An 11,542-nucleotide genomic window follows, 5' to 3' on the forward strand; every position below is an offset into this window, starting at 1 on the left:
GTCTGCGGTAACTCAGTACAGACGCTCGAACTTGCGCTGTTCCCGCTGAAGCTTCTTGAGATGGCGCTTAACGGCAGCAGCTGCTTTACGCTTGCGAACAGCAGTCGGCTTCTCATAGTGCTCACGACGACGTACTTCGGAAAGTACACCTGCTTTTTCGCAGGAACGCTTGAAGCGACGCAGAGCTACGTCAAACGGTTCATTCTCTTTCACTTTAACAGCTGGCATTCGACAATCACCTACCTGATGGATTCGGTTTTATTTAGATGCGCATCTGGCAATGCCAGATTGGCTCGATCCCTGGTCAGATTGGCTAAAACTCGACCAGTTCGTAATTTAGGGCGGCAATGATAGCTCCTGAATCCCGGCAAGGTCAATGTTTGTTCCACTAAACTGCCAGTGAGTTTCGGGTTTCTGCTAAAATGCGCCCCAATTGTTCATTCATTCTAACCGATGTGGCCAGACTTTATGCTGATTCTGGGTATTGAGACTTCCTGCGATGAAACTGGCGTGGCGCTGTTTTGCACAGATAAAGGGCTTTTGAGCCACGCGCTGTTTAGCCAGATTGATATGCACGCCGACTATGGCGGCGTAGTGCCAGAGCTGGCATCCCGTGATCATGTTCGCAAGCTGTTGCCCCTGTGCGATCAGGTGTTGGCAGAAGCCAGTCTCACCCGTGCGAGTATCGACGGTATTGCGTACACCGCAGGCCCGGGGCTTATAGGGGCTCTCATGGTGGGAGGGTCTGTCGCCCATGCGCTGGGGTTTGCCCTTGGCATACCGGTACTTGGGGTTCACCACATGGAAGGCCACTTGCTGGCGCCCATGTTGGAGGATAACCCGCCTGCCTTCCCGTTTGTGGCACTGCTGGTGTCTGGTGGGCATACCCAACTGGTGCGCGTGGACGGCATTGGAGAATATGAAATGCTTGGCGAATCCGTGGATGATGCCGCCGGCGAGGCGTTCGACAAAGCCGCTAAAATGTTGGGGCTGGACTATCCCGGCGGTCCCCGGGTAGCAGCGTTAGCTGAAAAAGGTGAGGTGGGTCGTTATCGGTTCCCCCGGCCCATGACGGATCGGCCTGGATTGGATTTCAGCTTTAGTGGCCTGAAGACGTTTACCCTGAACACCGTCAATGCACAAAAAAAATCAGAGGACGGCCTCAGCGATCAGGATCGCGCCGATATCGCCCTGGCTTTTGAGACAGCTGCGGTGGATACCCTGGTGATTAAGTGCCGACGTGCACTGGACCAAACAGGCTGCAGTCGCCTGGTTATTGCCGGCGGGGTGAGTGCCAACAAGCGATTGCGGGCAGGCCTGGAAAAAATGACTGAAAAGCGACGCGCCCATGTATTTTATGCCCGCCCAGAGTTTTGCACCGATAACGGGGCGATGATTGCCTACGCCGGTGCCCAGCGCATGAAAGCCGGGCAGCGTGATGGCGAGCGAATTATGGCGGTGCCCAGGTGGCCAATGAATACGTTGCCACCTCTCACAGAGACACGGCTGGCAGGGCTGATTGATTAGCCTGCCGCGCCCGGCTTAAAGGCCGGTTTCCCTCTCTTGGGCGAGCCGGATCAGGTTGTTCCTGTGACGCACAACAATCAGGATCGCCAATAGGCCGAACATGGGAAGATATTTCGGTTCGATGAATGCGCTGATCAGAGGCCCGCTGACAATGGCTATTACAGATGCCAGTGCCGAGACTCGCCAGCGCCATAACACCAGCAGCCACAGAGCAGCCATTGCTAGCGTGGTAATCGGTGCGAGCGCAAGGCCTGCACCCAAGGCCGTTGCAACGCCTTTGCCCCCCTTGAATCGGTAGAATGCGGGAATCATATGGCCGGTAACGGCGCACAAGGCGACCATTGCCTGAACCAGGGCAGATAACCCAGCGTGGTGTGCGAGCCAGACGGGCAGCCAGCCCTTGGCTGCATCCAGAGTTAGGGTGATCAGAGCGGGTAGCCAGCCGCCGGTTCGATATACGTTGGTGGCGCCTGGGTTTCCTGAGCCTTGTGCCGAGGGTCCGGCAGCCCCATAAGTTGACTAACCGGCAGTGCAAACAGCACCGAGCCGGCCAGGTAAGCAGCCATACATAGCAGAACAGTTAGTACCGGATCACTGAGGGTCATTTTGCGAGCTCGGAGGCAAAGACGTATCAGGGCAATGTGTGCGAAAATGCCGGCCCTGAATTTGCAGGCCGGTGTGGATACAGTATCCGCAGTTTGTATGTTATTCAATCAGCAGTGAGTGGGATAGCCCCGGGAGCTCTCTTGGCAGACAGTGTTTTGATCGAAGGCCTGGTTGTAGAGACCGTGGTGGGTGTTTACGACTGGGAACGTGAGGTAACCCAGGCGCTGGTTGTGGATCTTGAGATGGCTTGGGATAACCACATTCCTGGTGCGTCTGACGACGTGGCCGATGCTCTTGACTACGCCTCGGTCAGTGAGCGCACAGAGCGTTGCCTGAAGGAGCTCAGGCCGAAGCTGCTGGAACATGGTGCGGAGGTTCTGGCAGAAGTGCTGCAGCGGGAGTTCGGTATTCGCTGGCTTCGGTTAACGCTGCGCAAGCCCGGAGCCGTGCCTGCTGCCCGGTCTGTAGGTGTCTGCATTGAAAGGGGAATTCGGTAATGCCCGATCAGATTCCGGTTTATATCAGTATTGGCAGCAATATTGAGCGGGAACACTATGTCCGCGCGGCGCTGGATGCTTTGGCCGCCTGGTTTGGCGAGCTGGATATTTCGCCTGTGTATGAAAGTGAAGCGGTAGGTTTTGACGGCTCACCGTTTCTGAATTTGGTTGTTGGCGTGAGAACAAGCTTGTCTGTAGAAGAGCTTTCGCGGAAATTTAAACAGCTGGAGGTGGAGAATGGACGTCGCCCGGAAGCAAAAAAATACTGTGCAAGAACGCTGGATCTCGACATTCTGACCTACGGAGAGGCTGTGGGCAGGATGGATGGTGTAGAGCTACCCAGGGGCGAGATCCTCAAAAATGCCTTTGTACTGCGCCCGCTGGCAGACCTTGTACCTACCGTAAAGCATCCGATTTGCCGGAAGAGTTATTTTGAGCTTTGGCAGGCTTACAGTACCGGCCAAAAGCTGTGGCCGGTGGATTTTATCTGGCAGGGGCGAGAGATTTCACGGTCAGTTTGCTGAGCGGAACAGCGCAATCAGGTTGTCCGTAGCACTGTCACTTTTTTCCCTCGCTGTGTTCGAATCCAACAGTCTTGGCAGAATGTCTTGGCCCAGCTGTTTGCCCAGCTCAACCCCCCACTGATCAAACGAATCAACGTCCCAAATCACACCCTGCACAAAGGTGCGATGCTCGTACAGAGCGATCAGCGCACCGACGGTTTCCGGAGTTACCTTTTTCATCATCAGGGTGTTGCTTGGCTGATTCCCGGGGATAACTTTGTGTGGCGCCAAACGCTCAACTTTGGCCGCGTCCATGCCGCCGGCTGCGAGTTCTGACCTGGCTTCTTCCAGGCTTTTACCCGTCATCATTGCGCGAGACTGCCCCAGGCAGTTTGCAAAAAGATCCGCGTGGTGCGTCGCAATCGGGTTGTGGGTCTGAAGAGGAATAATGAAATCCGCTGGAATCAGCCGGGTGCCCTGGTGAATCAACTGGTGGTAAGCGTGTTGACCATTGGCACCCACGCCGCCCCAGATGATCGGTCCTGAATGATATTCCAAGGTTTCTCCACGCTGATTTACGCGCTTGCCGCTGCTTTCCATGTCCAGTTGTTGTAGATGGTCTGGCAGGCTGCGTAAGTAGTGGTCGTAGGGCAGTATGGCGTGGGTTTCTGCGCCCCAGAAGTTGCTGTACCAGATGCCCAGCATGGCCATGACAACAGGTAGGTTCTTTTCAAGGGGCGCATCGCGGAAGTGGGTGTCCATGGCGTGGGCCCCTGCCAGCAAGGCCCGGAAGTTGTCCATGCCAATGGTAAGCGCGACGGGTAGCCCGATGGCAGACCAAAGGGAATAACGTCCGCCTACCCAGTCCCACATAGGGAATACGTTGTCGGGATCAATGCCAAAGTCCTGCGCTGCGGCCTTGTTGGCGGTAACCGCCATGAAGTGGCTGGCTACAGCCTGTTCACTCCCGCTGCGTTCGATAAACCATGCTCGCGCGGCTTTGCTGTTTTCCAGGGTTTCCCGAGTGCCAAAAGATTTCGACTGAACCAGAAAGAGCGTTGTCTCAGGATCTACCTTTGCGAGAGTTTCGCAAATTTCTGTGCCATCAATGTTGGCTACATAGTGGCAGCGCGTACCTGGCTTGCGATAAGGCTGCAGTGCTTCTGTTACCAGCTTGGGGCCCAGAAAAGAGCCGCCGATGCCAATGCTGACCACATCGGTAAACGCCTTGCCGGTATAACCCGTGCGCGCCTGGTTCAGCACCTCCTGTACGAAGGACTCCATGCGAGCCAGTGTGGCGTTTACCTCTGCGATTACATCCTGGCCGTCGATCAAAATCGAGTCAGTACCAGGGTTGCGCAAAGCGGTGTGCAGTGCGGGGCGGTTTTCGGTAACGTTGACTTTATCCCCGCGAAGCAGGGCCGTTCTGCGTTCTTCCAGCTTGCAACTGCGAGCCAATGCTATAAGGGCCTCAAGCACATCATCGGTAAGCCGGTTTCTGGAGAAGTCCAGAGACAGGCCGGCGCCATCAATGAAATAGCGCGTCGCCCTTCCCGGGTCGCCGGCAAAGAGTGCCTTCATGGGGCGGCTTTGCAGGCTTTTCCGATGGGCCAACAATGCCTGCCATTCCGGTGAAGCGGTCAGTGCTGAGTGCGGCGAGGTCATCAGAGAGTCCTTTCCTGGTGGGGCGGCGTACTATCTCAGCGGATAACTGAAATATTATCAATCAGCCGAGTGGTGCCAAGGAATGCTGCAGCCAGCAGAGTAATTTCACTGTCGCCCGGTGCTGCAGGCTTCAGGGTCTGGCTGTTTGCAATGTTGAAGTAGTCCAGACGCAGGCCGGCATCGCGCAGGCGGTCGTCTGCCACCTTGGCAAGCATTTGAAAATCAGCGTGTCCGTCGGCAATCTTCGCGGCTGTGGCCTGAAGTGTCTGGTAAATAACCGGGGCCATCTTGCGCTCATTCTCAGAGAGATAGCTGTTGCGCGAGCTTTTAGCTAAGCCATCTTCTTCGCGGATGGTCGGTGCGCCAATCACTTCAACAGGCATCATCAGATCCCGCGCCATCTTGCGAATGACCGCCAGCTGTTGAAAGTCTTTCTCACCGAACACGGCAAAATCGGGCTGAATCATATTGAACAGCACAGAAACCACCGTTGCGACACCTTCAAAGTGCCCTGGACGGCTGGCTCCACAGTGCCCATCGCTGACCTCCGGCACCACTATACGGGTGTGCCGGGCAAGGCCGTCTGGGTAGACCTCTTCGGCGGAAGGCGCAAACACCAGTGTGTTCCCTGCCTCGCTGAGCTTGTTTTGATCATCAATCAGTGTGCGCGGGTAGGTGTCGAGATCCTCGTTGGCACCAAACTGCATCGGATTGACAAAAATGCTGGTGACTACAATATCAGCCGCTTCGGCAGCTTTGCGAACCAGTGAGATGTGTCCCTCGTGCAGGTTCCCCATAGTGGGGACCAGGCCAATGGTTTTTTCCTGCTGGCGGTAACCGCGGAGGATGGCACGCAGCTCTTTCAGTGAATGTACGGTTCTCATGCCCTGAACGTGTGCTCCTCGGCGGGGAATGTGCGCTCACGCACTGCTTTTGCGTAGGCGGCAATGGCTTCCTGAACGGAGTCGGTATCTGCCAGGAAGTCTTTAACAAAACGGGGTTTTCGGCCTGTGGTAATGCCCAGCATGTCGTGCAAGACCAGAATCTGGCCATCTGTATCGGCACCGGCACCAATACCAATAACCGGTGCTGTAACGGCTTTGGCAATTCGGGCGGCTAGCGGCGCAGGCACACATTCCAATAAAATAACGTCAGCCCCTGCAGCTACCAGCTCGCAGGCGTGATTTATCATCAGATCCGCCGATTTCTCATCGCGGCCCTGAACCTTGTAACCACCAAATTTATTGACGAATTGCGGTGTCAGGCCCAAGTGAGCGCACACAGGCACGGCGCGCTCGCTCAGTGCGCTGATGGTGTCTTTCATCCAGTCCGTGCCTTCCAGCTTAACCATGTGGGCACCTGCACGCATCAGTTCCGCAGCATTTTCCAGGGCCGCATCCACTGTGCCGTAACTCATGAAGGGCATATCCGCCATGATCAGTGACCCGCGATTGCCTTTTGCAACGCAGGTGACGTGATACACGATCTGATCCATGGTGACAGGTAGAGTGCTGTCATGGCCTTGGAGAACCATGCCGAGGGAGTCGCCAATCAAAATAACGTCCACCCCGGCCTCGCTGACTACCTGAGCAAACGTAGCGTCGTAAGAGGTGAGGGCGGAGAAGGCTTCGCCCTTTTGCTTGTATTCCCGCAGTGTGTTGATGGTAACAGCCATAAAATCTTTGCCTTTTGCGTAGGTGGGCCAAGACCGTGCCGGAATATCCGACGTTCAGTTGCTAAGGGTAAGCCGGAGATGTAAGCCGGCGCAACCAGTTGTCAGGGCATTGTGCCTCAGGGTAGCGATTGCGACACTGTCTGGCAGCGTAAGGTCGGGTTTCAGGTCCAGTAAAGGCTGAAGAACAAAGTCTCGGTTGGGAAGTTCTCGATGGGGGACGGTAAGGCGGTCATCATCTAACGTTTGATTGCCGAATACCAGAAGGTCGAGATCCAGTGTTCGTGGGCCCCAGTGCCTGAGCCTCTCTCGTCCGTGTACCTGCTCGATCGCCTGAAGCTGATCAAGCAAGGTGTGTGGGGCAAGCTCGGTGCTAAGCCATACCGCACCGTTCACATAGTCTGGCTGGTCCTGAGGGCCCACAGGACGGCTGGCATAAAAAGGCGACTGCGCGACGAATGTGGTGTTGGGTAACGCTGCCAGCTCCGCTACGGCTTTTGCCAGCTGGGCTGCAGGTTCTTGCAGGTTGCTACCCAAGCCAATGAAGGCATCCGTTTTCATCAGGGGGTCGGCCGTTTAACCGGTTTACGGCGGCGGCGCTTCTTAGGCGCGTCGCTGGTAAGCTCGGAGAGCATGCGCTCTTGGCCGCGCTCGTCCAAACGCTGAAATTCAGTCCACCATTCGCCAAGCCCAGGCTCGACTTCACCGCAAGCTTCTCGAACCAGTAAAAAGTCATAGGCTGCGCGAAATCTTGGGTGGCTCATGGTTACAAAGGCCCGCTTGCCTTGACGGCGGGGCAGGCGCATCTGAAGCTCCCAGATTTCTTTCATGGGGCCAGAGAAACGCTTAGGTATAGAGGTTGCTTGCACTTGACGGCCAATGACTTTGCCGATGGCGCCGTGGAGTGCCGGTTGTACGGGGTCGCCGTTGTCTTGGCGGTGGTTCCATTCTCTTTGCAGCGCAGGCCAAAGCATGGCGGCAAACAGGAAATAGGGTGTAACGGACTTCCCCTGTGCTATGCGGGCGTCGGTATTGCGTAGTGCCTGGCGAATCAGTTCGTCCGGCTCGCCCGCTGCAATAGCCCTGGCGGTTTCGGGGAATAGAGGCGCTAACAGGTTGTAGTGGGAGAGAAGGTCGTAGGTAGCCTCGCCGTGGCCGGCAGAGAATAGCTTAAGAACCTCTTCAAACAGGCGCGCAGATGGAATATGAGTCAGTAGTGGCGCCAGCTCCCGGATAGGGGCTTCGGTTTCTGGTTCTATATCAAAGCCCATCTTGGCGGCAAAGCGGATGGCGCGAAGCATGCGCACCGGATCTTCCCGATAGCGGGTTTCCGGGTCGCCAATCAGGCGCAGTTGCCGATTACGGAGATCTTCAATGCCGTTGGCAAAATCAACGACGGTGAAATCGCGAATGCAGTAGTACAAAGCATTGACTGTAAAATCCCGACGTAGAGCATCTTCTTCCTGGTTGCCGTAAACGTTGTCCCTAAGCAGCAGCCCGTGCTCGCTGGTTTTGCGATCATCATCGGCGCTGTCTTTATCGGCATCGCTTGCGCTACCACGGAACGTGGTTACTTCAATAACCTCACGCCCGAACACCACATGCACGATACGAAAGCGCCGACCTATCAGGCGTGAGTTGCGGAACAGGTCGTGTACTTCTTCCGGAGTTGCGTTGGTGGCTATATCAAAATCTTTGGGGCGTTGCCCCAAAAGGATATCGCGGACACCGCCGCCCACGAGGTAAGCCTCGTAACCGGATTTGTTGAGTCGGCTGAGAACCTTCTTTGCAGGCTCGCTGATAGCAGAGCGTGAGACGTTATGCTGGTCTCTTGGGATTTCCTGCCGCTGGTAGGCTCGTACCTTTTTTTTCCCGTTTCCGGGAATGAACGAGCGGAGCTTATCAACGGACTGCTCGAAGATGGAGGAGAGTGTTTTTGACATTGAGATCCGTGGTTGCGTTGAGCAAAACCGAGAGTTTAACGGTTTGAGCAGGATTTGCACACGTTTGCCGTGGAATCTTGCATACCCCAGATAATCAAAAGGCGGATCCGCTTTCGCGAATCCGCCCTCAAAACGTTGACGATCTGCATTGTTTTTATTTTTTGCCGGGATTTTTCTTCGTTTTTGTACCCCACTGTGTATCCTCAAAATCGAGGCTTCTCAGCAGTGCAAACGGAAAGCTTTGAACACAATGAGCAGTCAACGACATCGAACGAGTCATCGGTAGGTGCTGCGTCACCTCAAGGGTGATTCTTATCTGCATCTCTACAACTCGCACGTGCCAAGGGACTACCAAAAAAGCAAAGTACCCAAAACACTCAATTCGCTCACGTTCTATTTTTGTTTTTGTTGCTGAACGTATTCCCGCAGCTTTTTGTTTTTGTTGAGTCGCTGCTTTGTCACTATTGTTTTTGTTGTCGTGCGCTTAAATAGATTGCAGTTGGCGTGCCAGTTTTTCAAAACCTTTTATTAACATGGGGTTATGTTTTTTGGTCGAGTAAGTGTTACCCCGTACGCCTAATAAGTGTTACCCGTTACAGGTGGTTTTTCCGTGAAGTGTTACCGAGAGGAACATGCGGTAACAACTGAGTGATGATTCACATTTTGGCTGGGCTAAATTACTGACCGTTTTTGAAAAAGGTTAGTTTCCAGAGGTCTTTTTGCGGGGGATGCCGAGGCGCTGCCGACGTTCCCAGAGGGATTTCCGGCTAATGCCCAGTTTTTGAGCGAGCTCGGTTTCGCTCATGCGATCCTGGTTTTCCAGAACAAAGTGCTGGAAGTAGTCTTCCAGAGAAAGGTCGTTGGTGCTGTCTACATCTCGGGTCTGGCGTTGTTCATTGTTGCCTTCCACGAGGGTCTCCGGGATGTATTCGTCACTACCTTCGCTGTCGAGATCCAATAGGGATGGTGTGATTACGTCGCCGTCGCAGAGAATGCTGGCTCGCTCAATGGCGTTTTCTAGCTCCCGCACGTTGCCCGGCCAGCGATGTCGTTCGAGCGCCCGCATGGCCTCGGGGCTGAGGTTCAGGTTGGGCCTGCCTACCTTGTTGCCTTGGGAAACCAGGAAGCGCCGGGCAAGCCCCAGAATATCGCTTTGCCGTTCGCGCAGAGGCGGAATCCGTATCTGCATGACGTTCAGGCGGTAGTAAAGATCTTCCCGAAACTCGCCGGTCCGGGTCATTGCCTTTAGGTTGCGGTGCGTCGCAGCGATCATCCGTACGTTCACTTTTCGGCTTTGAGTCGAGCCCACCTTGCGGATTTCGCTCTCTTGAAGCACCCGTAGCAGCCGTGCCTGGGCTTCGGCTGGCAGCTCACCGATTTCGTCCAGAAACAAGCTGCCGCCATCGGCGGCTTCAATCAAGCCGGTTCTTGCGGAGACCGCGCCGGTAAATGCGCCTCTTTCATGGCCAAACAGCTCGGATTCTATGAGGCTTTCAGGGATCGCTGCACAGTTTACAGAGATCAGCGGCTTTGTCGCTCGCGGACTTAACAAGTGCAGGGCCCGGGCAACGAGTTCTTTACCGGTACCAGATTCGCCCTGAACAAGTACGGTTGTTCCGGTTGGGGCTACTTTGCGTATTAGTGTGAACACCCGCTGCATGGGTTCGCACTGGCCGTACATAATGCTCGCAGGATCTCCGTTTTCTGACGGCGACGTGTCATCTGCCTCCCGCTCGTTGGCTGGTGACATAGTGCGGGCGAGAATGCTTTCCACGGCGGCGAGCATCTCGTCATGATCAAAAGGCTTGGCTATGTATTCCACGGCCCCCATTTTCATGGAATCCACCGCAGAGCGCAGGCTGGCGTAACTGGTCATGATCAGTACCGGTGTGTTCGGCGCCCGGTTGATCAGCTCGGTACCAGCGGCGCCTGGGAGGCGCAGGTCTGAAATGATCAGATCAAATTGGTCAGGATCGTGACGCTGTTCAGCCTCTTCCACAGAGCCGACATCTTCCACCTCGTAGCCCGCATGTAACAGTAATTTGCGAACAGCGGAGCGAATAATGTCTTCATCTTCCACGATCAAAATTCGGGGCATAGCAGTCTCAGAACCTTTCGTTCGGGCGGATGGTGGAGTTGTCTGTCTCCGGCTCATAGGCTGGCAGCTTCAGTCGTACGCGGGTGCCAAGCCCGGTTGCCGCGTCGGCAGGGCTTTCAACCTGAATGTTACCGTAGTGTTCTTCAATGATGCTGTACACCAACGACAAACCAAGGCCGGTTCCCTTACTGGTCGCCTTGGTGGTGTAGAAGGGCTCAAATACGTGGTCAAGCTGATCCGCAGGTATGCCGGAGCCTGATCAACTATCTCGATGATAGCCGAGTAGTCGTCTTCCTTGCCAGCTACCCGGATATAGCCACCTTCCGGGGAGGCGTCCCGGGCGTTAGCCAATAAGTTCACAAATACCTGCACAAGCCGCTGTTCGTCACCCAGTATCAGAAGCGCTGCGGGGATATCATTGATGTAATGAATGCCAAGACCTTGATCACTCAACGACAAGAGGTTGATGGATTCGTCCACGCAGCGCCGGACGCTCACAGATTCATAGAGATTGGCCTGGGAGTGGTTGCCGGTGCGTGCGAAGTTCATCAGTGATTGTAAAATGGTCGAAATGCGATGGGTTTGCTGCTGAATCTGGCTGGCTGTTTCCAGGATTTCGGGGTTGTCGGTTTCAAGCTTGAGGTTCTGGGCCAGAGAGGAGATACCCGTTACCGGGTTGCCGATTTCATGGGCAACACCCGCCGCCAGGCGCCCAACGGATGCCAAGCGTTCACTGTGCATCAGCTCGTCTTCTAATAGCCGGGTTTCGGTTTGGTCTTCCACCAGGATAACGCTACCTCCATCCGGGTGATCCGGGCCGCTTAGGGCTGCCTTGTGGAGGTTTAGCCAGTGGGGTCTGCCCTTTAAATCCAGGCGGTGCTTGTATCGGTGCAGGTCTTCTCCGCTGTTAAAGTCATCCAAGSWGGTGCCAGTGGTCGGGTAGGGCCATCAGGCGGGCGCGACCACGTCGTCGGCAGTGATGCCGGTCAGTTCTTCAATGGCCTGGTTCCACATCAGGATTTCCCCGTCGT

10 protein-coding genes and 3 pseudogenes are annotated in these 11,542 nt (G+C 55.2%); 3 read left to right on the top strand and 10 right to left on the bottom strand.

The window, feature by feature from the left end:
• Nucleotides 1–12: 12 nt before the first annotated feature.
• Nucleotides 13–228, bottom strand: coding sequence for a 30S ribosomal protein S21 (gene rpsU / locus BCA33_RS10945; RefSeq protein WP_007153483.1), 216 nt, complete (start codon nt 226–228; stop codon nt 13–15).
• 240 nt (nt 229–468) lie between these two features.
• On the opposite strand from rpsU, the gene tsaD reads away from it, so the two are divergent.
• A complete protein-coding gene (gene tsaD, locus BCA33_RS10950) occupies nt 469–1,527 on the top strand; it encodes a tRNA (adenosine(37)-N6)-threonylcarbamoyltransferase complex transferase subunit TsaD (RefSeq protein ID WP_071265807.1) in 1,059 nt (352 codons plus the stop codon).
• A gap of 15 nt (nt 1,528–1,542) precedes the next feature.
• Here the strand turns inward: tsaD and plsY are convergent.
• Nucleotides 1,543–2,132, bottom strand: a pseudogene (gene plsY / locus BCA33_RS10955) (glycerol-3-phosphate 1-O-acyltransferase PlsY).
• Between the two features lie 141 nt (nt 2,133–2,273).
• Here plsY and folB point away from each other — a divergent pair.
• Together folB and folK (BCA33_RS10965) are read left to right on the top strand one after the other, a co-directional pair.
• The gene (folB, locus tag BCA33_RS10960; RefSeq protein ID WP_071265793.1) at nt 2,274–2,630 is read left to right on the top strand and encodes a dihydroneopterin aldolase; all 357 of its coding nucleotides are present in this window, start codon (nt 2,274–2,276) and stop codon (nt 2,628–2,630) included.
• A complete protein-coding gene (gene folK, locus BCA33_RS10965) occupies nt 2,630–3,154 on the top strand; it encodes a 2-amino-4-hydroxy-6-hydroxymethyldihydropteridine diphosphokinase (RefSeq protein ID WP_071265795.1) in 525 nt (174 codons plus the stop codon). Before folB ends, folK (BCA33_RS10965) begins: the two co-directional genes overlap by 1 nt.
• Here the strand turns inward: folK (BCA33_RS10965) and pgi are convergent.
• The 8 genes and pseudogenes from pgi to BCA33_RS21800 all read right to left on the bottom strand — a co-directional run.
• Entirely contained in the window at nt 3,143–4,798 is a 1,656-nt protein-coding gene (pgi, locus tag BCA33_RS10970) for a glucose-6-phosphate isomerase (protein WP_071265797.1), read from the bottom strand. The genes folK (BCA33_RS10965) and pgi overlap by 12 nt on opposite strands.
• A gap of 35 nt (nt 4,799–4,833) precedes the next feature.
• A complete protein-coding gene (gene panC, locus BCA33_RS10975; RefSeq protein ID WP_071265799.1) occupies nt 4,834–5,682 on the bottom strand; it encodes a pantoate--beta-alanine ligase in 849 nt (282 codons plus the stop codon).
• Complete coding sequence (gene panB, locus BCA33_RS10980; protein WP_071265801.1) at nt 5,679–6,473, bottom strand: 3-methyl-2-oxobutanoate hydroxymethyltransferase; 795 nt, start codon at nt 6,471–6,473, stop codon at nt 5,679–5,681. Before panB ends, panC begins: the two co-directional genes overlap by 4 nt.
• 61 nt (nt 6,474–6,534) lie before the next feature.
• Nucleotides 6,535–7,031: pseudogene (gene folK / locus BCA33_RS10985) on the bottom strand (2-amino-4-hydroxy-6-hydroxymethyldihydropteridine diphosphokinase).
• Nucleotides 7,031–8,392: a polynucleotide adenylyltransferase PcnB gene (gene pcnB, locus BCA33_RS10990; RefSeq protein ID WP_071265809.1), complete on the bottom strand. Its 1,362-nt coding sequence runs from the start codon at nt 8,390–8,392 to the stop codon at nt 7,031–7,033. The pseudogene folK (BCA33_RS10985) and the gene pcnB overlap by 1 nt, the downstream one beginning before the upstream one ends.
• 721 nt (nt 8,393–9,113) lie before the next feature.
• A complete protein-coding gene (locus BCA33_RS10995) occupies nt 9,114–10,511 on the bottom strand; it encodes a sigma-54 dependent transcriptional regulator (protein ID WP_071265803.1) in 1,398 nt (465 codons plus the stop codon).
• Between the two features lie 7 nt (nt 10,512–10,518).
• Nucleotides 10,519–10,758, bottom strand: coding sequence for an ATP-binding protein (locus tag BCA33_RS21795; RefSeq protein ID WP_254774340.1), 240 nt, complete (start codon nt 10,756–10,758; stop codon nt 10,519–10,521).
• A gap of 344 nt (nt 10,759–11,102) precedes the next feature.
• Nucleotides 11,103–11,252, bottom strand: a pseudogene (locus BCA33_RS21800) (histidine kinase dimerization/phospho-acceptor domain-containing protein); the annotation flags it as partial.
• Nucleotides 11,253–11,542 lie beyond the last annotated feature (290 nt).

Source organism: Marinobacter sp. AC-23 (genome assembly GCF_001858325.1).
Taxonomy (GTDB): Bacteria; Pseudomonadota; Gammaproteobacteria; order Pseudomonadales; family Oleiphilaceae; genus Marinobacter.

Bases quoted from the DNA above. Each gene is read 5' to 3' on its own strand.
- rpsU (WP_007153483.1), bottom strand. From the start codon at position 228: ATGCCAGCTGTTAAAGTGAAAGAGAATGAACCGTTTGACGTAGCTCTG.
- tsaD (WP_071265807.1), top strand. From the start codon at position 469: ATGCTGATTCTGGGTATTGAGACTTCCTGCGATGAAACTGGCGTGGCG.
- folK (WP_071265795.1), top strand. From the start codon at position 2,630: ATGCCCGATCAGATTCCGGTTTATATCAGTATTGGCAGCAATATTGAG.
- pgi (WP_071265797.1), bottom strand. From the start codon at position 4,798: ATGACCTCGCCGCACTCAGCACTGACCGCTTCACCGGAATGGCAGGCA.
- panC (WP_071265799.1), bottom strand. From the start codon at position 5,682: ATGAGAACCGTACATTCACTGAAAGAGCTGCGTGCCATCCTCCGCGGT.
- panB (WP_071265801.1), bottom strand. From the start codon at position 6,473: ATGGCTGTTACCATCAACACACTGCGGGAATACAAGCAAAAGGGCGAA.
- BCA33_RS10995 (WP_071265803.1), bottom strand. From the start codon at position 10,511: ATGCCCCGAATTTTGATCGTGGAAGATGAAGACATTATTCGCTCCGCT.